26 protein-coding genes are annotated in these 22,647 nt (G+C 65.6%); 13 read left to right on the top strand and 13 right to left on the bottom strand.

All coding sequences use genetic code 11. From position 1 onward, the window contains the following. Positions 1 to 87: 87 nt before the first annotated feature. Together G370_RS0109800 and G370_RS0109795 are read left to right on the top strand one after the other, a co-directional pair. Complete coding sequence (locus tag G370_RS0109800) at positions 88 to 1,653, top strand: POT-type proton-dependent oligopeptide transporter (protein WP_019660445.1); 1,566 nt, start codon at positions 88 to 90, stop codon at positions 1,651 to 1,653. 7 nt (positions 1,654 to 1,660) lie between these two features. Then, positions 1,661 to 2,287, top strand: a complete 627-nt coding sequence (locus tag G370_RS0109795) for a rhomboid family intramembrane serine protease (protein ID WP_019660444.1) — start codon at positions 1,661 to 1,663, stop codon at positions 2,285 to 2,287. A 41-nt stretch (positions 2,288 to 2,328) separates the two neighbouring features. Here G370_RS0109795 and G370_RS1000000121600 read toward each other — a convergent pair whose 3' ends face one another. Next, complete coding sequence (locus tag G370_RS1000000121600; protein WP_019660443.1) at positions 2,329 to 2,490, bottom strand: hypothetical protein; 162 nt, start codon at positions 2,488 to 2,490, stop codon at positions 2,329 to 2,331. Positions 2,491 to 2,699: 209 nt separating this feature from the next. Between G370_RS1000000121600 and G370_RS0109785 the strand changes: the two genes are divergently transcribed. The 4 genes from G370_RS0109785 to G370_RS0109770 all read left to right on the top strand — a co-directional run bounded on the left by G370_RS0109785 (position 2,700) and on the right by G370_RS0109770 (position 5,959). Next, positions 2,700 to 3,002: a GNAT family N-acetyltransferase gene (locus G370_RS0109785; protein ID WP_019660442.1), complete on the top strand. Its 303-nt coding sequence runs from the start codon at positions 2,700 to 2,702 to the stop codon at positions 3,000 to 3,002. Positions 3,003 to 3,039: 37 nt separating this feature from the next. Continuing rightward, positions 3,040 to 3,921: a DUF3298 and DUF4163 domain-containing protein gene (locus G370_RS0109780; RefSeq protein WP_019660441.1), complete on the top strand. Its 882-nt coding sequence runs from the start codon at positions 3,040 to 3,042 to the stop codon at positions 3,919 to 3,921. A gap of 19 nt (positions 3,922 to 3,940) precedes the next feature. Next, positions 3,941 to 5,056 (top strand): cyclopropane fatty acyl phospholipid synthase, encoded by a 1,116-nt coding sequence (gene cfa / locus G370_RS0109775; protein WP_019660440.1) that lies wholly within the window; start codon positions 3,941 to 3,943, stop codon positions 5,054 to 5,056. A 150-nt stretch (positions 5,057 to 5,206) separates the two neighbouring features. Then, a complete protein-coding gene (locus G370_RS0109770) occupies positions 5,207 to 5,959 on the top strand; it encodes a hypothetical protein (protein ID WP_019660439.1) in 753 nt (250 codons plus the stop codon). Between the two features lie 63 nt (positions 5,960 to 6,022). Here the strand turns inward: G370_RS0109770 and G370_RS0109765 are convergent, their stop codons facing one another. Beyond that, positions 6,023 to 8,188, bottom strand: coding sequence for a M3 family metallopeptidase (locus G370_RS0109765; RefSeq protein WP_019660438.1), 2,166 nt, complete (start codon positions 8,186 to 8,188; stop codon positions 6,023 to 6,025). A 130-nt stretch (positions 8,189 to 8,318) separates the two neighbouring features. Between G370_RS0109765 and G370_RS0109760 the strand changes: the two genes are divergently transcribed. Then, positions 8,319 to 8,798: a glutathione peroxidase gene (locus G370_RS0109760; RefSeq protein ID WP_019660437.1), complete on the top strand. Its 480-nt coding sequence runs from the start codon at positions 8,319 to 8,321 to the stop codon at positions 8,796 to 8,798. Positions 8,799 to 8,892: 94 nt separating this feature from the next. On the opposite strand, the gene G370_RS0109755 is transcribed toward G370_RS0109760, so the two are convergent. The 4 genes from G370_RS0109755 to G370_RS0109740 form a co-directional block, all read right to left on the bottom strand. Continuing rightward, the gene (locus G370_RS0109755) at positions 8,893 to 9,672 is read right to left on the bottom strand and encodes a ferredoxin--NADP reductase (RefSeq protein ID WP_019660436.1); all 780 of its coding nucleotides are present in this window, start codon (positions 9,670 to 9,672) and stop codon (positions 8,893 to 8,895) included. Positions 9,673 to 9,752: 80 nt separating this feature from the next. Further along, positions 9,753 to 11,624: an ABC transporter ATP-binding protein gene (locus G370_RS0109750; protein WP_026347070.1), complete on the bottom strand. Its 1,872-nt coding sequence runs from the start codon at positions 11,622 to 11,624 to the stop codon at positions 9,753 to 9,755. A 418-nt stretch (positions 11,625 to 12,042) separates the two neighbouring features. Then, positions 12,043 to 12,492 carry a carboxymuconolactone decarboxylase family protein gene (locus tag G370_RS0109745; RefSeq protein ID WP_019660434.1) on the bottom strand — a complete coding sequence of 150 codons (450 nt, stop codon included), beginning with the start codon at positions 12,490 to 12,492 and terminating at the stop codon, positions 12,043 to 12,045. Positions 12,493 to 12,528: 36 nt separating this feature from the next. After that, on the bottom strand, positions 12,529 to 13,425 hold the full coding sequence (locus G370_RS0109740; RefSeq protein WP_019660433.1) for an RNA polymerase sigma-70 factor: 897 nt from the start codon (positions 13,423 to 13,425) through the stop codon (positions 12,529 to 12,531). Between the two features lie 148 nt (positions 13,426 to 13,573). On the opposite strand from G370_RS0109740, the gene G370_RS0109735 reads away from it, so the two are divergent. The 4 genes from G370_RS0109735 to G370_RS0109720 all read left to right on the top strand — a co-directional run bounded on the left by G370_RS0109735 (position 13,574) and on the right by G370_RS0109720 (position 16,706). Beyond that, positions 13,574 to 15,091, top strand: coding sequence for a fumarate hydratase (locus tag G370_RS0109735; RefSeq protein ID WP_019660432.1), 1,518 nt, complete (start codon positions 13,574 to 13,576; stop codon positions 15,089 to 15,091). A gap of 117 nt (positions 15,092 to 15,208) precedes the next feature. Continuing rightward, positions 15,209 to 15,604: a hypothetical protein gene (locus tag G370_RS0109730; protein WP_019660431.1), complete on the top strand. Its 396-nt coding sequence runs from the start codon at positions 15,209 to 15,211 to the stop codon at positions 15,602 to 15,604. 74 nt (positions 15,605 to 15,678) lie between these two features. Then, the gene (locus G370_RS0109725; RefSeq protein WP_019660430.1) at positions 15,679 to 16,014 is read left to right on the top strand and encodes a hypothetical protein; all 336 of its coding nucleotides are present in this window, start codon (positions 15,679 to 15,681) and stop codon (positions 16,012 to 16,014) included. 56 nt (positions 16,015 to 16,070) lie between these two features. Then, positions 16,071 to 16,706: a glutathione S-transferase family protein gene (locus G370_RS0109720; protein WP_019660429.1), complete on the top strand. Its 636-nt coding sequence runs from the start codon at positions 16,071 to 16,073 to the stop codon at positions 16,704 to 16,706. 100 nt (positions 16,707 to 16,806) lie between these two features. Here G370_RS0109720 and arsC read toward each other — a convergent pair whose 3' ends face one another. From arsC to G370_RS0109705, 3 genes are all read right to left on the bottom strand, one after another. Then, positions 16,807 to 17,148, bottom strand: coding sequence for an arsenate reductase (glutaredoxin) (arsC, locus tag G370_RS0109715; RefSeq protein WP_019660428.1), 342 nt, complete (start codon positions 17,146 to 17,148; stop codon positions 16,807 to 16,809). Further along, a complete protein-coding gene (locus tag G370_RS0109710; protein ID WP_019660427.1) occupies positions 17,148 to 18,302 on the bottom strand; it encodes a phospholipase A in 1,155 nt (384 codons plus the stop codon). Before G370_RS0109710 ends, arsC begins: the two co-directional genes overlap by 1 nt. Before the next feature lie 119 nt (positions 18,303 to 18,421). Beyond that, a complete protein-coding gene (locus tag G370_RS0109705; protein ID WP_019660426.1) occupies positions 18,422 to 18,907 on the bottom strand; it encodes a DUF456 domain-containing protein in 486 nt (161 codons plus the stop codon). A gap of 236 nt (positions 18,908 to 19,143) precedes the next feature. Here G370_RS0109705 and G370_RS0109700 point away from each other — a divergent pair, with 236 nt between their 5' ends. Further along, on the top strand, positions 19,144 to 19,353 hold the full coding sequence (locus G370_RS0109700) for a cold-shock protein (RefSeq protein ID WP_005410290.1): 210 nt from the start codon (positions 19,144 to 19,146) through the stop codon (positions 19,351 to 19,353). Between the two features lie 73 nt (positions 19,354 to 19,426). On the opposite strand, the gene G370_RS0109695 is transcribed toward G370_RS0109700, so the two are convergent. Together G370_RS0109695 and G370_RS0109690 are read right to left on the bottom strand one after the other, a co-directional pair. Further along, a complete protein-coding gene (locus G370_RS0109695; protein ID WP_005410289.1) occupies positions 19,427 to 19,921 on the bottom strand; it encodes a glycine zipper 2TM domain-containing protein in 495 nt (164 codons plus the stop codon). Between the two features lie 136 nt (positions 19,922 to 20,057). Next, positions 20,058 to 20,492, bottom strand: a complete 435-nt coding sequence (locus tag G370_RS0109690; RefSeq protein ID WP_019660425.1) for a cytochrome c — start codon at positions 20,490 to 20,492, stop codon at positions 20,058 to 20,060. A 79-nt stretch (positions 20,493 to 20,571) separates the two neighbouring features. Between G370_RS0109690 and G370_RS0109685 the strand changes: the two genes are divergently transcribed. After that, complete coding sequence (locus tag G370_RS0109685; RefSeq protein ID WP_019660424.1) at positions 20,572 to 21,399, top strand: tRNA threonylcarbamoyladenosine dehydratase; 828 nt, start codon at positions 20,572 to 20,574, stop codon at positions 21,397 to 21,399. A 110-nt stretch (positions 21,400 to 21,509) separates the two neighbouring features. On the opposite strand, the gene G370_RS0109680 is transcribed toward G370_RS0109685, so the two are convergent. Together G370_RS0109680 and G370_RS0109675 are read right to left on the bottom strand one after the other, a co-directional pair. Next, positions 21,510 to 22,283 (bottom strand): TatD family hydrolase, encoded by a 774-nt coding sequence (locus G370_RS0109680; protein ID WP_019660423.1) that lies wholly within the window; start codon positions 22,281 to 22,283, stop codon positions 21,510 to 21,512. Next, on the bottom strand, positions 22,280 to 22,498 hold the full coding sequence (locus G370_RS0109675; protein WP_019660422.1) for a DUF6116 family protein: 219 nt from the start codon (positions 22,496 to 22,498) through the stop codon (positions 22,280 to 22,282). Before G370_RS0109675 ends, G370_RS0109680 begins: the two co-directional genes overlap by 4 nt. Between the last annotated feature and the right edge of the window lie 149 nt (positions 22,499 to 22,647).

Genomic DNA, 22,647 nt, shown 5'->3' with positions numbered 1-22,647 from the left:
ACCGTTGTCATGCAGCCCTGCAGCGTGCTTCGCAAGGCCCGGTTCCGGTAACCTTGCGCCTTTCGCTTTGCAGGAATGCCTTACAGGATGAGCCACGACGCAGTTGCCCCCATCGCCGGCCAGGGAAAGATGCCGCGCCAGATCCCGTACATCATCGGCAATGAGGCCTGCGAGCGGTTCAGTTTCTACGGGATGCGCAACATCCTGGTGCAGTTCCTGATCACCTCGCTGCTGTTGCAGGAAATCACAGCCGAAGGCCGTGCCGGTGAAGCCAAGGACATCATGCACAGCTTCATGATCGGCGTGTATTTCTTCCCGCTGCTCGGAGGTTGGCTGGCCGACAGGTTCTTCGGCAAGTACCACACCATCCTCTGGTTCAGCCTGGTCTACTGCGCCGGCCATCTGTGCCTTGCCCTGTTCGAGAACAGCCGCGAGGGCTTCTTCCTCGGCCTGGGCCTGATCGCCCTGGGTGCCGGTGGCATCAAGCCGCTGGTGGCCTCCTTCATGGGCGACCAGTTCGACCAGAGCAACAAGCACCTGGCCAAGATCGTCTTCGACGCCTTCTACTGGATCATCAACTTCGGCTCGCTGTTCGCCTCGCTGCTGATCCCGCTGGCGCTGAAGAACTGGGGCCCGCAGTGGGCGTTCGGCATCCCGGGCATCCTGATGTTCATCGCCACCTTCGTGTTCTGGCTGGGCCGCAAGCGTTACGTGCTGGTGCCGCTGCCACCGAAGGACCCGCACTCGTTCGCCAACGTGGTGCGCACTGCGCTGACCGCACGCGCGGCCGGCCAAGGCCGCCCGGGCCTGGTGATCGCCGTGCTCGGCCTGGTGCTGGCAGCGGCGTCGTTCGGCCTGGTCGGTTCGCTGGGCATCGTGATCTGCCTGTGCCTGGCGCTGGTGGCCATTCTCGCCGGCATCGGTGGCGGCACCTGGTTGCAGCTGGACCGGGCCCGTGGCCAGCATCCAGCCGAAGCCGTGGAAGGCGTGCGCTCGGTGCTGCGCGTGCTGGTGATCTTCGCGCTGACCACGCCGTTCTTCTCGCTGTTCGACCAGAAGGCCTCGACCTGGGTCCTGCAGGGCCAGCAGATGCAGATGCCGAGCTGGTTCAGCGCCTCGCAGATGCAGGCGCTGAACCCGCTGCTGGTGATGATCCTGATTCCGTTCAACAACCTGGTGCTGTACCCGGCCCTGCGCCGCTTCGGCTTGGAGCCGACCGCGCTGCGCCGCATGACCGCCGGCATCGCCTTCAGTGGCCTGGCCTGGATCGTGGTCGGCGGCATCCAGGTGGTGATGGACGGCGGCAACGCTTTGTCGATCTTCTGGCAGATCCTGCCGTATGCATTGCTGACCTTCGGTGAGGTGCTGGTCTCGGCCACCGGCCTGGAGTTCGCCTACAGTCAGGCGCCGCAGGCGATGAAGGGCGTGGTGATGAGCTTCTGGAACCTGACCACCACCATCGGCAACCTGTGGGTGCTGCTGTCGAACGCTGCCGTGCGCAACGACGCGGTGACCCACAAGATCGCCAGTACAGGTCTCAGCGAAGCGGCATTCCTGATGTTCTTCTTTGCCGGTTTCGCCTTCGTCGCGGCGTTGGCCTTCGGTTGGTATGCGAAACGCTATCGTATGGTCGACAATTACCGTAGCGCCTGAGCCTGACATGACCCCCGTCAATCTTCTGTTGATCGCCATTACCGCCATCGTGTCGTGGATGGCGTTCAACAACCGCACGCTGGCCGACCGCCTGATCCTGTGGCCGCCTGCCGTGGATCGCCATCGCCAGTACGACCGGCTGGTGACCTATGGCTTCATCCACGCCGACTGGTCGCACCTGATCTTCAACATGATCACCCTGTTCTTCTTCGGGGGATTCATCGAGAGCGTGATGGTGCAGCTGACCGGCAGCTACCTGACCTACCCGGCGTTCTACATCGGCGCGCTGCTGGTCTCGATCCTGCCCAGCTACCTGAAGAACCAGAAGAACCCGAACTACCTCAGCCTTGGCGCGTCCGGGGCGGTATCGGCGGTGCTGTTCGCCTTCATCCTGATCAAGCCGTGGTCGATCATCCTGGTGTTCTTCATCCCGGCACCGGCGATCATCTATGCCGCGTTCTATGTCGGCTACAGCATCTGGATGGACAAGCGCGGCGGCGACCGCATCAACCACAGCGCGCATCTGGCCGGTGCGGCGTTCGGCGTGATCTTCATGCTGGCCATGCAGCCGAGCATCTTCAACCACTTCCTGCGCGAACTGTCCAACCCGACCTTCCGCCTCGGCGGCGGTTGAAGCGGGTAGCGGGGCGAATCGGTGACGATTCGCCCCGGTTTTCAGAGCGTGTGCTGCTGGCCGTAGGTATCCAGCAGGCGGGCGAACACTTCCTCGCCGATGCGCTGGAAATCCTGGTCTTCGGTCTGCCCTTCCACCGCAAGTTGCAGCAGGCCCTCCAGCAGGGCGCGGTCAGTATCTGAATGGGGATCGCTGGGGTGCATCGGAGCCTCCGCGGGGGTGCGCATGGTCAACGTTCGCAAGGGGCGTGCCAAGCTGGCCGTACCCCTCCACAGGCGATAGCGGCCGTCAGCGCTCCAGCTTGAGGGTCGCAAACTGACGTGAATGGATCAGACTTGCCCCTGTTCAGGCTTCACGCGATCATGGCGCCCGGCTGCGCACCATCCACGCAGTCGCCGCAGGAGACAGTTCCATGGCTTCGGTCACGCCCCCCGGTCTGGCCTATGAGGTCGAACACGACCTGGCCAACCATCGCTTCACCGCCCGTGTGCGTGGACAGCTGGCGGTGCTGGACTACCAGATCAAGCGCAAACGCATGGTCATCACCCACACCGAGGTGCCTGAGCCGATCGCCGGCCGTGGGATCGCCGGTGAGCTGACCCGCGTGGCACTGCGTTTCGCCCGCGAGCAGAAGTACAAGGTGGTGCCGGCCTGTTCCTACGCCGAGGCGTTCCTGCAGCGGCATGAGGAGTATCACGATCTGCTCGCTGGCTGAACGCCGGCGGGCCACGCTTCAGCCATGGCAGGCAATGATGTACAAACATGAACAGGGGATCCCGATGAAGATTGGAAACAACCGGCCACTGCGCGGCAGCGCGTTGGCCGGCGTGGTGGGCGTGCTGTTGCTGGCCGGTTGCCAGCGTGAAAGCGAGCCGGCACCGGCGGCTGAGGCGGCTCCCGCCGTCGAGGCCACCGCCGCAGCCGAAACGCCGGCCACGGAAGCGCCGCTGGACCTGCGCGACGTGATCGAGAACAACGAGCGCGAAGTGGTGGGCATCAGCTACCCGGCCGGCATCGACCGTTATCCGGGGTTGGCCCGTGCGCTGCAGAACTATGCGACGAGTGCGCGCAGTGACCTGCAACAGGCGTTGGACGGGCTCGGCAACGACAAGCCGACCATGCCCTACGAGCTGTCGCTGAGTTTCGAGAAACTGCTGGAAACCCCGCAGCTGGTGGTGGTCAGTGCTGATGGCAGCCGCTACACCGGTGGCGCCCACGGCGAACCGCTGGTGGCGCGCTTCGTATGGCTGCCGCAGCAGCAGCAGATGCTCAGTGCCGAAAAGCTGGTGACCGATGCCAAGGGCTGGAAGGCGATCAGCGATTTCGTCGCCGACCAGCTGCGCGAACGCGTGGCCACGCGGCTCAGCGGCGAGGACATGGACCCGGCCCAGCTGCAGGAATCGCTGCGCAACGCATCGCGCATGATTGCCGACGGTACCGGCCCGCAGGCCGAGAACTTCAGCCAGTTCCAGCCACTGACCGACGACAAGGGGCAGATCACCGCGCTGCGCTTTGTTTTCCCGCCGTACCAGGTGGGTCCATACTCGGACGGCACCCAGACCGCCGATGTACCGGCGGCGGTGCTGTTGCCGCACGTGGCCAGGGACTACGTGGAGCTGTTCGCACGCGGTTGACCGCAGTGGAGGAGGTGGCGTGGATACAGGGTTGCAGGAGCGGGTCACCGGCCTGCTTCACGAAGCCGGGGTCCGCATCGGCGGTACCCAGCCGCAGGACATCCAGGTGCATGACCCGCGCTTTTTCGCGCGGGTCATGGCCCACGGCTCGCTTGGCCTGGGCGAGAGCTACATGGACGGCTGGTGGGATGCCAACTTCCTGGATGAATTCCTTGTCCATCTGATGCAGGCGCACCTGGATGAACGGGTGCACGGCTGGCGCGAAGTGGCCGATGCGCTGAAGGCGCGCCTGTTCAACCTGCAGGCCGGGCAGGGCAGCTACGAGGTCGGCCGCCGCCACTACGACCTCGGCAACGATCTCTACCAGGCCATGCTGGGCCAGCGTCTGGTCTACAGCTGCGGCTACTGGCGCAATGCCGATGATCTCGATGCCGCGCAGGAAGCCAAGCTGGACCTGGTCTGCCGCAAGCTGGGCCTGCGCCCGGGCCAGCGTGTGCTGGACATCGGCTGTGGTTGGGGCGAGGCACTGAAGTTTGCTGCCGAACGCTATGGCGTCAGTGGCGTGGGTGTGACCATTTCGCAGGAGCAGGCCGGGTTCGCGCGCGAACTGTGCGCCGGCCTTCCGATCGAGATCCGCCTGCAGGATTACCGGGAACTGGACGAGCCGTTCGATGCGATTTTCTCGATCGGCATGTTCGAGCACGTCGGTGACAAGAACTACGCCAGCTTCTTCGAGGTGGCCAAACGCTGCCTGTCGCCGCGTGGCCTGCTGCTGTTGCACAGCATCGGCACCAACGTCTCCCGGCATCGCACCGATCCGTGGATCGCGCGCTACATCTTCCCCAACTCGATGCTGCCGTCGGCGGTGCAGATCACCCGGGCGTTCGAAGGCCGCTTCGTACTGGAAGACTGGCACAACTTCGGCACCGACTACGACCTGACCCTGCAGGCCTGGCGGCGCAACGTGGAAGCGGCGTGGCCACGGCTGGATGCGCGCTATGACGAGCACTTCCGCCGCATGTGGCGCTTCTACCTGGCCGGGTCGATGGCCACCTTCCGCTGCCGCCATGCGCAGTTGTGGCAGCTGGTGCTGTCGCCGGAAGGCGTGCCGGGCGGGTACGTGGCGCCACGGTAGTGTTGCGTCGGGAGAGAGGGATAGATCAGGCCTGATACGACACTCATTGACGTTGACTACGGGTATTGCACGGCCTGCTCTCCGCAAGGGTGCCGACGACGCTAAGCTGTTGGGTCGGCGGCATTACCGCATTCCTGAAGGCGTTGCAGCATGGGTTGGGACATCACCTACCATCCAGTCGCGGACTCGGAAATCGGTGGCCTCTATTTCCGTGCGCTGGAGGACGCGACGCTGGTTGAGCCGCTGCAGGAGCAATTCCGGATCGAGCCGTTCTACATGGAGCAGCTGCAGGAACGCATCGACGAGGCTCGCTCGATCAGCACAGACGTGCCCTTCGAGAAGGGGCATGCTTTGTACCTGGCGATCGTGGCCGGTCACCTGCGCCGGTATCACTATCTTCGCGGGAGCGCCCTTTCGTTCTTCATCGACGATCCGGTGGTTGCCCGCTATTTCGCGGACTGGCGGCAACTGGTGCCGCCACAGTGGGCGGACGCCGCTGCAGGCAACCACCTGCGCGAAAACTACGGTGGTGGTGTGTTCATCACGCATGACCGGCTGAAGCAGATGCGCGCGGACTACGCCGGGGACAATGACCTGCGCGCGCGTCTGCACGAGCTGTTCTCCGATGGTCGACTGGCCGTGTTCTGGAGCGTTGTCGATGATGCCATCGGCAAGGGATGCGGATTGCTGGAAGCAAGCGAGGTGGTCGAGCCGAATCCGATGGACCTCAACGCATCGACCAGCATGAGCAATCTGCTCAACTGCGCCCCCGATGGCGCGTTGCTGTACGCAGAGGCCGTCGCGGCGCAGCTGGCGCAGTTCGTGCCGGAAACCCTGGATACGGATACGGCTCCGGCGGCAAACACGCAGAAACGATGGTGGGAACGATTGTTCCGGCGATGACCTCAACGAAAAAAACCGCCCGGTCTCCCGGGCGGTTTTCGTTTCACGCTAGCGCGCAGGCGATCAGTTGCCGGCGCCGGTCAGGCCACGCTTTTCCAGCAGCGGTTCGATCTGCGGCTCGTGGCCGGCGAAATCGCGGAACAGCTGCATCGCGTCGACGCTGCCACCCTTGGACAGCAGGGTGGCGCGGAAGTGGTCGCCGTTCTTGCGGCTCAGGCCACCGTTGTCCTTGAACCACTTCTGGGTGTTGGCGTCGAGCACTTCCGACCAGATGTAGGCGTAGTAGCCGGCCGAGTAGCCACCCATGATGTGGCTGAAGTACGGGGTCTTGTAGCGCGGCGGCACCGGCGCGTAGTAGATGCCGTCCTTCTCCAGCGCGGCGCGCTCGAAGGCCATCACGTCCTTGGCGGTCGGCACCTGGTCGGCACCGATCTGGTGCCAGCGCTGGTCCAGCATCGCTGCACCCAGGTACTCGGTGGTGGCGAAGCCCTGGTTGAACTTGGCCGCCGCCAGCACCTTGTCCAGCAGCGCCTGCGGCATCGCCGAACCGTTCTGGTAGTGCTTGGCGTAGTTCTTCAGGATGACCGGGTTGTCGGCCCACATCTCGTTCACCTGCGAGGGGAACTCGACGAAGTCACGCGGCACCGAGGTGCCCGAGAAGTACGGGTACTTCACATTGGAGAACATGCCGTGCAGGGCGTGGCCGAACTCGTGGAAGGTGGTGTTCACCTCGTCCCAGGTCAGCAGGGTCGGCTGGCCGGCCGGCGGCTTCGGGATGTTCAGGTGATTGGCGACCACCGGCTTGAAGCCGGTCAGCTTCGACTGCGAGACGTAGGAGTTCATCCACGCGCCGCCGCGCTTGGAGGCGCGTGCGTACGGGTCGAAGATGAAGATTGCCAGCTGGCTGCCGTCGGCGTCGAACACGTCGTAGACGGTCACGTCGTCGTGGTAGACCGGCAGGTCTGTGCGCTGCTTGAAGGTCAGGCCGAATTCCAGGTTGGCGGCATGGAACACGCCGTTCTCCAGCACGTTCTTCATTTCGAAGTACGGCTTCAGCTGCGACTCGTCGAAGTTGTACTTGGCCTGGCGCACCTTCTCGCTGTAGAAGGCCCAGTCCCACGGTTCCAGCTTGAAGGTCGGCTTGCCTGCGGCCTTCTGTTCCTGGTCGATCATCGCCTGCAGGTCGGCGGCTTCGCGCTTGGCGTTGGCCACCGCGGCCGGGGCCAGCTTGCCCAGCATCGCGTTGACCGCTTCCGGCGTCTTGGCGGTCTGGTTGGTCAGGTTGTAGGCGGCGAAGTTCGGGAAGCCCATCAGCTTGGCCTTGTCGGCACGCAGCTGCATGATGCGCGAAACCAGCGCGGTGTTGTCGAACTCACCGCCGCGGCTGCCGCGGCTGACCGACGCTTCGTAGATCTTCTGGCGCAGGGCGCGGTTGGCCAGGTTGGTCAGCGGCGGCTGGCCGGTGGTGTTGAGCAGGGTGATTACATACTTGCCTTCCAGGCCCCGGGCCTTGGCGGCTTCGGCGGCGGCGGCGATCTGCTCCTTGGACAGCCCGTCCAGTTCCTTGACGTCGTCGACGGTGATCGCCGAGGCGTTCACTTCCGACTGCACGTTCTGGCTGAACCTGGTGCCCAGGCTGGCCAGTTCGGCGTTCATCTCCTTCAGCTTGGCCTTGTCGGCCTCGGACAGCTTGGCGCCGGCGCGCACGTAGTTGTCGTAGTACTTCTCGACCAGACGCACGCCTTCGGCGTCCAGGCCCAGCTGGCTGCGGGTGTCATACAGCGCCTGGATGCGGGCGAACAGCTTGCCGTTCAGCGCGATCGCATCGCTGTGCGCGGCGAACTTCGCCGAGTAGTCGGCCTGCAGCTTCTTGCGGGTGTCATTGGTGTCGGCGCCGACCAGGCTGAAGAACACGGTGGTCGCACGGTCGAGGATGTCACCGCTCTTCTCCAGGGCGATGATGGTGTTGTCGAAGGTCGGCTTGGCCTTGTTGTTGGCGATCGCTTCTACTTCCTTCAGCTGCTGCGCCATGCCGGCGTCGAAGGCCGGGGCGAAGTCGCTGTCCTTGATCCTGTCGAACTGTGGGAAGTGCAGCGGCAACGGGCTTTCGGCGAAGAACGGATTGGCCTGCTGAGCGGTGCTGCTGGCGGCCGGGGCGGCGCCGGCCGAGAAGGCGGGCAGGGCAAGGCCGAGGGACATGGCCACGGCAAGGGCAAGGCGGGTGGTCAAGGCAGGAACTCCGGTAAGGCAAACAAGGGCCCGAGGGTAACCCGGCCGGCGGCGTCCGCACTTGTGTCAAAAGGCATGTTGCCGGGGCCGGGCGCGGGTACCATGCATTCACCGCCCACGGCCCGCCATCATGACCAGCGCCTACGATTTCAGTTTCCGTGACCTCGAAGGCCAGCCGCATGCGTTGGCCCGTTATCAGGGCCACCCGTTGCTGCTGGTGAACGTCGCCAGCCGCTGTGGCTTCACCCCGCAGTACAGGGGGCTGGAACAGCTCTGGCAGGACTATCGCGAGCGCGGCCTGGTGGTGATCGGCTTTCCCTGCAACCAGTTCGGTGCGCAGGAGCCTGGGGATGCGGCGCAGATCCGCCAGTTCTGTTCGCTGGACTATCCGGTCAGCTTTCCGCTGTCGGAGAAGATCGAGGTCAACGGCGAGGGGGCTGATCCGTTGTGGGCCTGGCTGTCACGCGAGAAGCGCGGCCTGCTTGGCAGTGCCCGTATCAAGTGGAATTTCAGCAAGTTCCTGGTTGATCGCCAGGGGCGGGTGGTGTCGCGGCATGCGCCCACCACCAGGCCGGAACAGCTGCGCGGCGCGATTGAAGCGCTGCTGTAGAGCCGAGCCCACGCTCGGCTGCTTTTCCGGCTGACTCCGAGAGCGCGCGCCGCGCGCAAGCCGAGCGCGGGCTCGGCTCTACAGATACGATGGATTATTTCTCGACGAACGCGCGCTCAAACACGTAGTGACCCGGCTGGCCGATGCGCGGCGAAACCTGGAAACCCCGGGCATCGAGCACGGTGCGCAGATCAGCCAGCATCTGCGGACTGCCGCAGATCATCGCACGGTCGTTTTCCGGGCTCAGTTCCGGCAGGCCGAGGGTGCGCTGCATCTGGCCGCTTTCCATCAGCGAGGTCAGGCGGCCCTGGTTGGCGAAGGGCTCGCGGGTGACGGCCGGGTAGTACAGCAGCTTGTCGCCGATCATGTCGCCGAGGAACTCGTGCTCACGCAGTTCCTTCTCGAAGTAGTCGCGATAGGCCAGGTCCTTCTCGTAGCGCACGCCGTGGCACAGGATCACCTTCTCGAAGCGCTCGTAGGTTTCCGGGTCCTTGATCACTGACAGCCACGGCGCCAGGCCGGTGCCGGTGCCCAGCAGGTACAGGTTCCTGCCGGGGTGCAGGTCGCTGATCAGCAGGGTGCCGGTGGGCTTCTTGCCGACCAGCACCTTGTCGCCCGGCTTGATGTGCTGCAGGCGCGAGGTCAGCGGGCCGTCCTGCACCTTGATGCTGAAGAACTCCAGCTGCTCTTCCCAGTTGGCACTGGCGATGGAGTAGGCACGCAGCAACGGGCGCGCCTCGGTTTCCAGGCCGATCATCACGAACTGGCCGTTCTCGAAGCGGAAGCCGCTGTCGCGGGTGGTGGTGAAACTGAAGTAGGCGTCGGTCCAGTGGCGGACCTCAAGCACCGTTTCGGCGCCAAAAGCGGTGGACATGGGCGTATCTATCAAAAGTCGTCGGGGGTGATTCTATCTCAAATGAGACAGGTTCTCATTAGGCGGAACGAGAGGCGTTCTCAGCGGTAACCCGCTGCCTGCAGCTCGAACAGCTCGGCGTACCGTCCTCCCTGGGCCATCAGCTGCTCATGGGTGCCGCTGGCCTCGATGTGGCCATCGGCCAGCACCAGGATGCGATCGGCCATGCGTACCGAGGAAAAACGGTGGGAAATCAATACTGCGGTGCGATTATCCGCCAGTTCCCTGAACCGCTGGAACACTTCAAACTCACTGCGCGCATCCAGCGCTGCGGTTGGCTCATCCAGGATCATCACCTGCGCATTGCGCATCCATGCGCGGGCAATGGCGATCTTCTGCCATTGGCCGCCGGACAGGTCCACGCCCTGCTTGAAGCGCCGGCCGATCTGCTGGTCGTAGCCACCGGGCAGGTCCTCGATCACTTCCTCGGCCATGCCGCGCCTTGCGGCGTCGGCAATGCGCGCCTGGTCGTCCATCGCCTCGACCTGGCCAACGCCGATGTTCTCGCCCGCGCTGAGGTTGTAGCGCACGAAGTCCTGGAAGATCACCCCGAGGTTGGCGCGCAGGTCGTCCAGGTCGTAGTCGCGCAGATCGCGGCCATCGAGCAGGATCCGGCCTTCGTCCGGCTCGTACAGCCGTGCCAGCAGTTTCACCAGCGTGGTCTTGCCGGCGCCGTTCTCACCGACCAGGGCCAGCACTTCACCTGCGTACAGCTGGAAATCCAGATGGCGCACCGCCCACTGTTCGGCATCGGGATAGCGGAAGCCGACGTTCTCGAACACGAAGCCCTGGCGGATTGGCTGCGGCACGCGCACGGCGCCTTCACGCGAGTGGATTTCCGGCTCGATCTGGAAGAACGAGAACAGGTCATCCAGATACAGCGCCTGGCTGGCGACCTGCGAGAAGCCGATCAGCAGGCCTTCCAGCAGCTGGCGCAGGCGCAGGAAGCTGCCGGCGAGGAAGGTCAGGTCGCCGATCGAAAAGTCGCCGCGCACCGTGCGCCACGCGATGTAGGCGTAGGCGGTGTAGTACCCCAGCGTGCCCAGTGCAGCCAGCAGCGTGCCCCAGAACGCGCGGCGCCGGGCCAGTGCACGGTTGGCCTGGAACAGCGCCACCGACAGCCGCCGGTAGCGTTCCACCAGGAAGCGGTGCAGGTTGTAGATCTTCACTTCCTTGGCCGTTTCCACGCTGGCACCGAGCTGGCGCAGGTAGTCGAGCTGGCGGCGCTCGGGCGTCCATTGGAAGTTGAGGCTGTAACCGGCCGCGTTGAAGTGCGATTCGCCGATGAAGGCCGGCACCAGTGCCAGCGCCAGCAGCAGGATCAGCCACGGTGCGTAGACCAGCAGGCCAACGGCGAGGCTGGCTACGGTGATCGCGTCCTGTACCTGGCCGAACAGCTGGCTCATCAGGTTCATCCGGCCCATTGTCTGGCGCCGCGCACGGTCCAGCTTGTCCTGCAGGTCCGGGTCTTCGAAGTCCTCCAGGTCCAGCGTTGCGGCGTGTTCCATCAGCCGGATGCTGGTGGCATTGGCGAACAGTTCCGAGAGCAGCGCATCGGCGTAGCTGACCAGCCGGCCGAGCAGGTCCGAGGCGATGGCCAGGCCGAATTCCAGCGCCAGCAGGCCCAGCAGTGGATTGAGCAGTCCGCTGGACAGCGCCTCGCCCAGTGGCGGGAAGCCGGCACCGTGCTGGCTCAGGTGCAGGGCGCTGTCGATGATCAGCTTGCCCACGTACAGCATCGCCACCGGCAGCAGCGCCCGGATCAGCCGCAGGCCAAGGCTGGCCAGGGTGAGCGCGGGGCTGGTTTTCCAGACCATGCGCAGGAACGGCGGCAGGTTGCGCATCGCCCTGAAGCGCTGGCGCAGGCTGGGTCTGTTCGCGGCGGCGGCGCCAGCGGTGGGGGTAGCAGGCATGCGCATATTGTGCGGCCTGATACGTGCAGAGGGGGTCAGTGCAGCCGTGTGGCCGGCACCGGGGTCCGATCCCTCTGCCACGCAACGGGCTCTGACCCCATCAGCCCGGATCGGGTCAGAGCCATCGCGAAGCGAAGGGATCCGACCCTCCCGCATCCACGCATGGCGTGGACCTACCGTGTCGACCAAGGTCGACACCTACCAACAGCAGTAGAAGTCTGTCGAGGGCGGGGTGGGTCAGGTCGTAGCGGCTTGAGCCGCATGGATGCGGCGACCGAGCTTCCATGGACGTACTTGCAGCGTCCCCTGCGACCTGACCCACCCTGCCAACCCGCAGAAGAGCCAGCTTCTGCCGTTGCTCCAGCTGTTGCTCTGGCCTCTGCGGGTGCCGGGCGGCAGCCCGGCCAACAGGCCCCTTTTACGGCAGCGGCGGCAGCAACCCCGCACCCAGCCGGTTCCACGCATTGATCACCGCAATGCCCATGCTCAGGTCACTGATGCCCTTCTCATCGAAGTGCGGTGCCAGTGCATCGAACGCCGCCTGCGACGGCGCACCGTCGGTCAGCCGGGTCAGCGCCTCGGCCCAGCCCAGCGCCGCACGTTCACGGGCATCAAAGAAGCGGCTTTCGTGCCAGGCGGGCAGCGTATCGAGCTTGCGCGGCTCGATGCCGCCCTTGCGCAGCGCAGTGCCGTGCATGTCCATGCAGTAGCCGCAGCCGTTGAGCTGCGACACGCGCAGGAACACCAGTTCCATCAGGGTCGGATCGACCGAGCTGTCATGCACCGCCTGGCTGGTGGCCAGCAGGCCCTTGAAGGCCTCGGCGGCCAGGCGGGTGTAGGGGACGCGGGGAGAGGCATGGTTCGACATCGTGGGCTCCACGGCGGCCACAGTGGCCGCCTTTCACTACCAGGACGCCGTACCGTCGCCGCGCGTGACAACGTCCGGCAGCTTCTCCGGATTCAACACGCTGTACACGTTGGCGATGCGGCCATCGACCACTTCGATGGTGGTGATCGAGTGCAGGCGGTCGCCCTGGAAGCGCAGAATCGCCGGCTCGCCATTGACGCAGCCCAGGTGGGCCGGATGCACCGCGCCACGGCGGGCGATGGCCCAGAACAGGCGGCCGATGCGCTCGGCACCCAGCAGTGGGCGGATCGCTGCGGTAACCACGCCGCCACCGTCGGAGACCAGTTGCGCGTTGGCGTGCAGCAGGGCTTGGATCGCCTCGCTGTCGCCGCGCTGCGAGGCGTCCATGAAGCGCGCCAGCAGCTGCCGGTGCTGGCTGGCATCGGCGTTGAAGCGCGGCCGCCGGGCCTGCAGGCGTTGCCGGGCACGGTGCACCATCTGCCGGCAGTTGGCCTCGCTGTGACCGATCAGCTCGGCGATCTCGCGATAGTCGTGGTCGAAGGCCTCTTTCAGCAGGAAGGCGGCGCGTTCTTCGGGGCCGAGTTGTTCGAGCAAGGTCAGGAAGGCCACCGAGACATCGTCGGCCAGCGCATGCAGCTGGGCCGGGCCGGGCGCCGGGTCAGGCTCCAGCGTGACGGCCAGCGGCTCGGCCAGCCACGGCCCGACGTAGTGCGCGCGCTCGCGCTTGGCCGCACGCAGCCGGTCCAGGCCGAGCCGGGTGGTGGTGGTGACCAGCCAGGCCTCGGGGTCGCGGACGCCGGCCGGATCGGCGCCGGACCAGCGCAGCCAGGCATCCTGGACCACGTCTTCGGCGTCGGCGCGGCTGCCGAGCAGGCGATAGGCCAGGGCCATCAGGCGCGGGCGGTGGGTCTGGAAAGCGGTTTCGGCGTTCATGTGGGCAAGGACGCGCCAACGGGGCGGGGCGTGACAGGGCTTCTGGATCTGATCTTGCCGGCCAGCGCCCAGCACGACCACCCCGGGGCCGGGGGAGGGGGTAAAATGGGCGGATTACCCCCGCCAGCCTCGAGCAAGCGAGCAAGCCGTGACATCGATCAAGCAGGAAGACCTCATCCAGTCCATCGCCGACGCGCTGCAGTACATCTCGTACTACCACCCGGTCGACTACATCAAGAACCTCGCCGCTGCCTACGAGCGCGAGGAGTCGCCGGCCGCGAAGGAAGCGATGGCCCAGATCCTGATCAATTCGCGCATGTGCGCCGAGGGCCACCGCCCGATCTGCCAGGACACCGGCATCGTCACCGTGTTCCTGGAAATCGGCATGGACGTGCGCTGGGACGACGCCACCATGGGCGTGGAAGAGATGGCCAATGAGGGCGTTCGCCGCGCCTACATGCACCCGGACAACAAGCTGCGCGCCTCTGTGCTGGCTGATCCGGCCGGCAAGCGCATCAATACCAAGGACAACACTCCGGGCGTGGTCAACGTCAAGGTGGTGCCGGGCAACACCGTCGACGTGATCGTCGCCGCCAAGGGCGGTGGTTCGGAAGCGAAGACCAAGTTCGCCATGCTCAACCCGTCCGACTCCATCGTCGACTGGGTGCTGAAGACCGTGCCGACCATGGGCGCCGGCTGGTGCCCGCCGGGCATGCTCGGCATCGGCATCGGTGGCACCGCCGAGAAGGCGATGCTGCTGGCCAAGGAAGCGCTGATGGAGCCGATCGACATCACCGAACTGCAGGCCCGGGGTGCGTCCAACCGCATTGAAGAGCTGCGCCTGGAGCTGTACGAGAAGGTCAACGCGCTTGGCATTGGTGCGCAGGGCCTGGGGGGCCTGACCACCGTGCTCGACATCAAGATCAAGGATTACCCGACCCACGCGGCCAACCTGCCGGTGGCGATGATCCCGAACTGCGCGGCCACCCGCCATGCGCACTTCACCCTGGATGGCAGCGGCCCGGTGATGCTGGACCCGCCGTCGCTGGAAGACTGGCCGAAGCTGACCTATGACGCGTCCAAGGGCACCCGCGTGGACCTGGACACGATCACCCCGGAAGACGTGGCCAGCTGGAAGCCGGGCCAGACCCTGCTGCTCAACGGCAAGCTGCTGACCGGCCGCGACGCCGCGCACAAGCGCATGGTCGACATGCTCAACAAGGGCGAGGAACTGCCGGTGGATCTGAAGGGCCGCTTCATCTACTACGTCGGCCCGGTAGATCCTGTGCGCGACGAAGTGGTGGGCCCGGCCGGCCCGACCACGGCGACCCGCATGGACAAGTTCACCGAGCAGGTGCTGGCGCAGACCGGCCTGCTGGGCATGGTCGGCAAGGCCGAGCGCGGCCCGGCCGCCATCGAAGCGATCAAGAAGCACAAGTCGGCCTACCTGATGGCCGTTGGTGGTTCGGCCTACCTGGTGTCCAAGGCGATCAAGGCGGCCAAGGTGGTCGGTTTCGCCGACCTGGGCATGGAAGCGATCTACGAGTTCACCGTGCAGGACATGCCCGTGACCGTGGCCGTCGATTCCACCGGCGAATCGGTGCACAAGACCGGCCCGCGCGAATGGCAGGCCCGTATTGGCAAGATTCCGGTGGTGGTGGAGTAGTCCTTCCACCCAGTGTTCAGACAACGGCGCCCGTGTGGCGCCGTTGTTGTGTGCAGCCTGCCTGCGCGTGGCCTGCTCTGCTAACGTACTGGCTGGCGTTCTGGAAGGGAGTCCATCGTGCTGCAGTGGCCGCGTGTTTTCGTGTTGCTGGTCGCTGCGCTGACGTGCAGCGCCTGCGGGCCACGTTACTTCGTCGAGCCTCCCACCCACGAAGCGGGGAAGATCTGCGCGTCGGTCTGCGAGAACCGGAAAGCAACCTGCGACTTCCACAACCGCGCCCTTGCCGAGTCGGATCAGCGCAGCTGCGAAAGCGAGAAGAGCCGGGTCATCAGCCGCTGCAGTGATATCGCCGATGACAAGCAGCGGCACAACTGCGAAGGGGGCAACGGTGCCGGCAACTACTGCGGTCCCCCGGTGCTTCCTTCATGCGGCGCTCCGTACGCCCAATGCCTGCTCTCCTGCGGCGGCACCGTGAATGATGGCCGCACCGACACCGGTGTTCCCGTGTACTGATCGTGGCGCGCGTCGGGCCTGCACGAGTAACCGTAGTCTGCTAGGGTCGGCACATCCCTGCACTGGATGTGCCCATGCGCCTGCATCGATCCGTCGCGACTGTGTTCCTGCTGGTCCTGGCCGGCTGCAGCACAACGTCCTCCTATGAAGGTGCGGATTTCTCCGCCTCCTCGCAGTGCCGCGTGCAATGCCAGGCCGATTATCGGAGCTGCATGGCGCGGGGGAGTATCGGCAGCAACGACTTCAGCTGCGAACAACAGATGGTGCCGGCGCCGGACAAACGCTGCAAGGACGTTGCCAATCCCGAACTGCGCCGTTCCTGTGAACTGAAGACACACGACTGCGCGATACGCACGCCGATCATGTCCTGTAGCGAAGGCCGCGATACCTGCATGAGCCGCTGCGGCTGAGCAACGATTGCCCGTGCAGGGCATAATCGGCCGATTCATCCACCCGGGACTTGCGCATGAGCACCACGCTGTATGGTTCGACCAGCACCGCAGCCCTGGTGGTGCACTGGCTGCTGATCGAACTCGGCATCGAGCACGAACTGGTGCTGCTGGATTTCGACGCACGCGAGCACAAGTCGGCCGAGTACCTGGCACTGAACCCTGCTGGCGTGGTGCCGACGCTGCTGATCGATGGCCTGGTACTGACCGAAGCGGCGGCCATTGCACTGTACCTGGCTGATCGCCATCCGGACGCCAACCTGCTGCCCGCGCTGGGCACACCGCAGCGCGCCGATGCCTACCGTTGGATGTTCTGGTGTGCCAATACGCTGCAGCCGGCCTATCGAGCCTGGTTCTATCCACACGAAATGGCGGGCGAGGCGAATATCGAGGCCAGCCGCGGGATGGCACGGCAGCGCCTGGAAGCGGCCTGGCAGCATGTGGCCGCGCACCTGCATGCACATGGCCCCTACCTGCTGGGCGCCACGCCCTGCGTGGCCGACTACATGCTGGTGATGCTGATGCGCTGGTCGCGCAACATGCCGAGGCCCAGCGACACCTGGCCGGCGCTGAAGGCGCATGCCACGTCGATGAAGGCGCGCCCGGCGTTCGCCGAGGTGTATCGCCGCGAGGGCATCACCGACTGGCAGTAGCCCGTTCTGCAGCGCCGAGCCACGCTCGGCTGCATTCACGGGTGGCACGCGAGCAGCAGCCGGGCAGCAGCCGGGCAGGGCTCGGCTCTGGCAGTGCGGGTTACAGGATCTCCAGCACCGTTTCCGGCGGCCGGCACAGCCGTGTGCCCTTGGGCGTGCGCACCACGGGGCGGTTGATCAGCCGCGGGTGTTCGGCCATCGCGGCCAGCAGCGTGGCCTCGTCCGCATCCTCCAGGCCAAGTTCGGTGAACTGCGCCTCCTTGTTGCGCACCAGCGCCCGCGCGTCCAGTCCGGATTCGGCCAGCACCTGGCGCAGCGTGGCCGCATCGGGTGGGTTGCCCAGGTATTCGATCACCTCCGGATCGAAGCCTGCATCGCGGATCAGCTTCAGTGCGCCGCGCGAGTTGCTGCAGGCCGGGTTGTGCCAGATCGTCACGTCCATCAGAACCACTCCAGCAGGGACACACCCACGCCCACGTAGGTGGCCTTGTGGTTGTAATCGATCAGGCTTTCGCCGTAGCCGTCGAAGACCTGCACATGGCCGCGCAGCAGGTTGCTGATCGGGAAGCCGTAATCCAGCTGCAGGGCGCCGTGCGAGCGGCTGCCGGTGCGCAGCGAATGGCGTGCCATCAACGAGACTTCGTGGCCGTTGCGGTTCCAGGTCAGGGTCGCGTCACCGCGGCCCATGTAATCCTCGATGTCCGGGTTGTTGTCATCGCTGCGGGTTTCCGGGATGCGGTACCAGGGGCGCAGCACCAGCGCCCAGTTCTCGCGGTCCAGGCCGATGTTGAGCATGACCCGGTTCCAGCTGCGCGACAGTGGGTCGGCCCGGCCATTGGACTGGTGGTTCAGCGCGATGCCGGTCATCCGCCCGCGCCAGCCACCGATCGAGTAGCCGTTGCGGAAGACCATCATCACTTCCGGTTCGTAATTGGTTTCGCGGAAGGGGCGCGAATCCTCGCTGTTGTAGGCCTGCCAGCGCGAGCTCTGGGTGTAGCCGGCCCAGATGTCGCCGTTGTCGCCGAACAGGTTCTCGGCGATCTTGGTCTTGAAACTGATCTGGAACTTCAGCTCGGCACTGTCCAGCACCTGCGGCGTGGTGACCGTGTTGGCCGGATTCGGCGAATGCGGTGTGGTGTTGCGGTCGCTGGTCCAGAACGCAGGCAGCAGGTACACCGGCTTGTAGGCGCGCAGCTGGAACGGGCCGAGCTTGGAGTCCTCGGCCAGTTCCCAGCGGCTGTCCAGCAGTGAGCCCCGGCCAGCGTTTGCCAGCGCGCTGTCGGGCTCTGCTGGGCGGAGCAGATCACTGACCCGCTCGCGCAGTTTCTCTTCGCCCTGGCTTACGCGTGCAGTCTGTCGTTCTTCGCGACGGGCCTGTGCTGCTGCCTCGGCGGCAGCGTCGGCCTCGGCGGTGGACTGCGCGGAGCGCCCGAACTGCCGGTCATAACAGGCCAGGCGGGCAGCGTCTGTGGTAATCGCCGCACATGCGGCCGGCGAGGCTTCGGCGCTGGGCGCGAACTCCTGCGCAGCGAGCGGAGCACTGGCCAAGGCCAGCGCCAGCGGTGCGAGGCGGGGAAGCAGCGGGGGGAGGGTCATTCCAGCAGGCCCTTCGGTGAATACGGGAGTCGCACAGTGTGGCGGCTGTACCGGGTCGCGGCCAGCCCCCACGGTTTATGCACGCCCACCGCGTGCGTGCGGCGTGAAGGCGGTGCCGATTACAGGAACCACGCGAAGGCGAACAGGCCAAGCATCGCGATCACTACGGCCAGTTTCAGCGCCAGGCCGAGCAGGATGCCGAGCCAGGTGGCCAGTCCCACCCTGGTCGAGCGGCCCAGCTCGCGGGTGTGCCAGTACTCGCCGAGCAGGGCGCCGAGCAGTGGGCCCGCAAACAGGCCGATGGGCATGAAGAACAGCCCCACGATGCTGCCGGCGAAGGTGCCCCACAGCGCCTTGCGGCTGGCACCCACCCGCTGTGCACCCACTACGGTGGCCAGCACGTCCGCCAGCAGCGAGAGCACGGTCAGTACGCCCAGCGCAACCAGGGTCGGCCAGCCGACGTGGACGAAGCCGTCCGCCCAGGCCGCCAGCAGCAGTCCGATGAACACCAGCGGGATGCCGGGCAGGGCCGGGAGGATGATGCCCGCGATGCCGGCGAGGACAAAAATGACCGCTAGCAGATACAAGATGAATGAGAGTCCCATGCTGTCCCGTATGGTGGCCGTTTTGGGGTTGACAGTGAAAGATTTTGCCAGTTGCTTTTTCGTTTTGGGCGGGTTAAGTCGCAGTCGCTGAGCTTGGCAAGGTCACCGTGGATCGTGGCCTGATGAAGCAAGATCTTCCCGATCCGCTGCATCGATGCACCTCGCTTCCCCCTTGCTTGTCAGCCGCCCACCAGGCGTTTCCAACAACAAGAGAGAGTCACCAGGGAGTTAGTGAGATGTCTGATCGCGAGACCGGTACCGTCAAGTGGTTCAACGATGCGAAGGGCTTCGGCTTCATCAGCCGTGAAAACGGCGAAGACGTGTTCGTGCACTTCCGCGCCATCCAGACCCAGGGCTTCAAGAGCCTGAAGGAAGGCCAGAAGGTCACCTTCACCGTCGTGCAGGGCCAGAAAGGCCTGCAGGCCGACGCCGTGCAGCCGACCTGATCGCGCTGCAAGCCGTCGCATGAAAAAGGCCCGCGCAAGCGGGCCTTTTTCTTTGCGATCGGCCCGGTGCAGATCAGCGCAGGATGACCTTGCCGTTGACTACGCGCACGTAGGTGTTTTCGCGGATGCCGCCGAGGTCGCGCTGGTTGACCACGATGGTGCGGCCATCGTCCATGCGCACGCTGATGTCGTAGGTATCGCTGGTGACGTTCTTCTGGATCTGGTTGCCCGCCAGCGCGCCGCCGACCGCGCCCGCAGCGGCGGCGATGTTCTTGTTGCCACGGCTGCCGCCGGTGTGGTCGGAGATCTCGTGGCCAGCCACCGCGCCGACGATGCCGCCGAGGATCGCGCCGGTCGCGCTGGGCGCAGTGCGGCCCGAGGGCACGGTGTTGATGCGGGTGACGATGCCGCAGTCGGCACAACGGCCCTGGTTGTAGCCGCCGTTGTTGCCGTAGCCGCCGTTGTTGTAGCCGTTGTTGTAGCCGCCACCGCCATAGCCGGGGGAGGTGGCACAGCCAGCCAGGGCGAGGGTAGCGATGGCGCTGGCGGCGATGAGCTGGATCTTCATGGGGCGTCTCCTGGCCGTGAAGGCGGGTGCGTTGGGTGGTACTGCGTCGTGCAGCAGGGTGGACGAATCGTCCCCTTTTGAACGTGAACAAGGCGCCAACCGCGCAGCCCTTGCCCGGCTGCAGGATGAATGCGGCTCAGCGGAAGTCCTGGTGGCAGGCGCGGCAATCGGCCTGCACCGTTTCCACCACCTGCGCCAGGGCCGTGCAGTCGCTGGGCGGCGCGGCCAAGGCGGCATTGAGGCTGCCGCGCAGCTGGCTGGCATGCTGCTGGAACTGCGCGCTGTCCTTCAGCCCGGGGAAGGCAAGATCCAGGTCGTTGGACAGCAAGCGCATTGCCTGCAACCGCGGCACGCTGTCGGCCAGGCTGCAGCGGTTCTGCTGCTGGGCCTGCAGCAGCAGCTGCGACTGCCGTTGCATCACCTGCATCAGGCTGTCGGGGAACGGGTCGCGGCGGGACTGCAGGGCACGGCCGACCATCACCGTGGCGACCAGCCCGATCAGCAGGCCCAGGCCGAGCACGAACAGGTAACGGTAGGCAGGGGACGGGCGGCGGGGCGGGCTGGCGTTCATGGCAGGCTCTCCGGCGTGCAACGGTGGGTTCGATGCCGGCGCGCAGCAGGTGCCGGCAGGTGCACGTTAAAATAGCGGCATGAACGAACTGGTCAAACAACGCTTCGCCGGCATCGAACGGCTGTATGGCGTGGGCGCACTCGAGCGCCTGCAGGGCAGCCGCGTGGCGGTGGTGGGCATGGGCGGCGTCGGCTCGTGGGTGGTGGAGGCATTGGCCCGCTCTGCGGTCGGCCACCTGACCCTGATCGATGCCGATGACATCTGCGTGTCCAACACCAACCGGCAGCTGCCGGCGATGGAAGGCAACTACGGCCGTAACAAGGCCGAGGCGATGGCCGAGCGTTGCCGCGCGATCAACCCGGACATCGAGGTCGATGCCGTGCAGGCATTCCTGACCGTGTCGAACATGGCCGAGTTGCTGGACCGTGGCTTCGACTTGGTGATCGATGCCTGCGACAGCTTCCGGGTCAAGGTCGAGACGATCGCCTGGTGCCGTCGCCGCAAGCTGCCGCTGCTGACCGTGGGGGCTGCCGGTGGTCGCACCGATCCGACCCTGGTGCGCATCCGCGATGTCTCGCGCACCGAGCACGATGCCATGCTGGCACTGATCCGCAAGAAGCTGCGCAGCGAGTTCAACTTCCCTAGGAATGCCAAGCGCTACTTTGGCGTGCCGGCGGTGTATTCGCTGGAGAACGTGAAGTACCCGCAGGCCGATGGCAGTGTCTGCGGCATCCGGCCGAACCTGGGCGCCGATGCGGCATTGAAGCTCGATTGTGGTGCAGGCCTGGGGGCAGCGACCCACATCACCGGTGCGTTCGCCTTCGCCGCAGTGGGCAAGGCGCTGGAAATGCTGCTGGAGCCGAAGAAGGTGAAGGCCGACGTGGCTGAAGCCCACGCCGACGCATGACGGTAGACGCCGGCCGCTGGCCGGCATTGCCGTTGATCGTCGCCGATTCGATCAACACGTAAGTGCAGCCGGTAGCGCCGGGCCCTGCCCGGTGGCGGGTCCGCCGCCCGTTACAACGCTGGCAGAGCAAACAGCCGTCGCGCGTTCTCCGTCGTGGCATGTGCAACGGCTTCAACGTCCATTCCGCGCAGTGCCGCGACATGGCGGGCGATGACCGCCAGCCGTGCCGGTTCGTTGCGCTGGCCGCGGATGCCGGCGTCAGGCTGGTCGGGCGCGTCGGTCTCCAGCAGCAGCTGTTCCAGCGGCATCCCGCGCACCAGGCGCTGCAGCCGTTGCGCGCGTTCGTAGGTCAGCGGACCACCGAGACCGAGCAGGAAGCCCTGCCGGTGGAGCTGCGCAGCCTGTTCGGGGCTGCCGGAAAAGCTGTGCACCACGCCGCGCAGGCCGCCGATACGGCGGATCGCGGCGATCACCGCGTCCACCGCGCGTCGCGCGTGCACGATTACCGGCAGCTCGAACTCGCGGGCCAGTTGCAGCTGACCGATGAAATACGCCTGTTGCGCCTCCTCATCCAGCCCCTCGACGAAGAAATCCAGCCCGCATTCGCCGATCGCACACGGGCGTTCGCGCTCGATCCATTCGCGCAGCAGCGGCAGATGGTCGGGCCGGTGCTCGGCCAGGAACATCGGGTGCAGCCCGTAGGCCGGATGCAGCCCCGGCGCCTGCTGGCAGACCACGCGCAGCTTCGGCCAGCTGGCCGCGGTCACCGCCGGCACCACCTGCAGGCGCACGCCAGCGGCCTGCGCGCGCGCGATCACGGCGCTGCGGTCACTGTCGAACTCGCCGGCATCGAGGTGGCAGTGGCTGTCGACCAGCGGGCTCAACGCTGTTCCAGCGACGGCGCAACCGTGGCAGCGTGGCGGCTTTTCCAGTTGGCCAGCAGCAGGGTGCCGAAGCCGAGCACCAGCTCATCGACGAACGGGATCGGGTCCGGGATGAACAGCGTCAGCACGAACAGGCCCGCTGTAAGCTTGAACAGGGTGGGGTAGCGCAGCCGGCGGGCCCATTGCAGTACCGGCAGCAGCATCGGGTTGGCCATGGCGGAAATCCTCGTGGGGAATATGCAAACGCTACCACGGGCCCAGCATTTCCCGATGCTGAATGGGTTACAGGAATGAGCAGGAAATGTGGAGATTCCGTTCAGGCAGCGCATGCTGCAATCTGGTTCGAGAACGTTGCGGATGGTCC

It is taken from the genome of Stenotrophomonas hibiscicola ATCC 19867, assembly GCF_000382065.1.
Taxonomy (GTDB): domain Bacteria; phylum Pseudomonadota; class Gammaproteobacteria; order Xanthomonadales; family Xanthomonadaceae; genus Stenotrophomonas; species Stenotrophomonas hibiscicola.
Note: the sequence above shows the minus strand (reverse complement) of the source record. Positions and strands in the feature narration are given on the sequence as shown.

Bases quoted from the DNA above. Each gene is read 5' to 3' on its own strand.
- G370_RS0109800 (WP_019660445.1), top strand. From the start codon at position 88: ATGAGCCACGACGCAGTTGCCCCCATCGCCGGCCAGGGAAAGATGCCG.
- G370_RS0109795 (WP_019660444.1), top strand. From the start codon at position 1,661: ATGACCCCCGTCAATCTTCTGTTGATCGCCATTACCGCCATCGTGTCG.
- G370_RS1000000121600 (WP_019660443.1), bottom strand. From the start codon at position 2,490: ATGCACCCCAGCGATCCCCATTCAGATACTGACCGCGCCCTGCTGGAG.
- G370_RS0109785 (WP_019660442.1), top strand. From the start codon at position 2,700: ATGGCTTCGGTCACGCCCCCCGGTCTGGCCTATGAGGTCGAACACGAC.
- G370_RS0109780 (WP_019660441.1), top strand. From the start codon at position 3,040: ATGTACAAACATGAACAGGGGATCCCGATGAAGATTGGAAACAACCGG.
- G370_RS0109770 (WP_019660439.1), top strand. From the start codon at position 5,207: ATGGGTTGGGACATCACCTACCATCCAGTCGCGGACTCGGAAATCGGT.
- G370_RS0109760 (WP_019660437.1), top strand. From the start codon at position 8,319: ATGACCAGCGCCTACGATTTCAGTTTCCGTGACCTCGAAGGCCAGCCG.
- G370_RS0109755 (WP_019660436.1), bottom strand. From the start codon at position 9,672: ATGTCCACCGCTTTTGGCGCCGAAACGGTGCTTGAGGTCCGCCACTGG.
- G370_RS0109750 (WP_026347070.1), bottom strand. From the start codon at position 11,624: ATGCCTGCTACCCCCACCGCTGGCGCCGCCGCCGCGAACAGACCCAGC.
- G370_RS0109745 (WP_019660434.1), bottom strand. From the start codon at position 12,492: ATGTCGAACCATGCCTCTCCCCGCGTCCCCTACACCCGCCTGGCCGCC.
- G370_RS0109740 (WP_019660433.1), bottom strand. From the start codon at position 13,425: ATGAACGCCGAAACCGCTTTCCAGACCCACCGCCCGCGCCTGATGGCC.
- G370_RS0109725 (WP_019660430.1), top strand. From the start codon at position 15,679: ATGCGCCTGCATCGATCCGTCGCGACTGTGTTCCTGCTGGTCCTGGCC.
- G370_RS0109720 (WP_019660429.1), top strand. From the start codon at position 16,071: ATGAGCACCACGCTGTATGGTTCGACCAGCACCGCAGCCCTGGTGGTG.
- arsC (WP_019660428.1), bottom strand. From the start codon at position 17,148: ATGGACGTGACGATCTGGCACAACCCGGCCTGCAGCAACTCGCGCGGC.
- G370_RS0109710 (WP_019660427.1), bottom strand. From the start codon at position 18,302: ATGACCCTCCCCCCGCTGCTTCCCCGCCTCGCACCGCTGGCGCTGGCC.
- G370_RS0109705 (WP_019660426.1), bottom strand. From the start codon at position 18,907: ATGGGACTCTCATTCATCTTGTATCTGCTAGCGGTCATTTTTGTCCTC.
- G370_RS0109700 (WP_005410290.1), top strand. From the start codon at position 19,144: ATGTCTGATCGCGAGACCGGTACCGTCAAGTGGTTCAACGATGCGAAG.
- G370_RS0109695 (WP_005410289.1), bottom strand. From the start codon at position 19,921: ATGAAGATCCAGCTCATCGCCGCCAGCGCCATCGCTACCCTCGCCCTG.
- G370_RS0109690 (WP_019660425.1), bottom strand. From the start codon at position 20,492: ATGAACGCCAGCCCGCCCCGCCGCCCGTCCCCTGCCTACCGTTACCTG.
- G370_RS0109685 (WP_019660424.1), top strand. From the start codon at position 20,572: ATGAACGAACTGGTCAAACAACGCTTCGCCGGCATCGAACGGCTGTAT.
- G370_RS0109675 (WP_019660422.1), bottom strand. From the start codon at position 22,498: ATGGCCAACCCGATGCTGCTGCCGGTACTGCAATGGGCCCGCCGGCTG.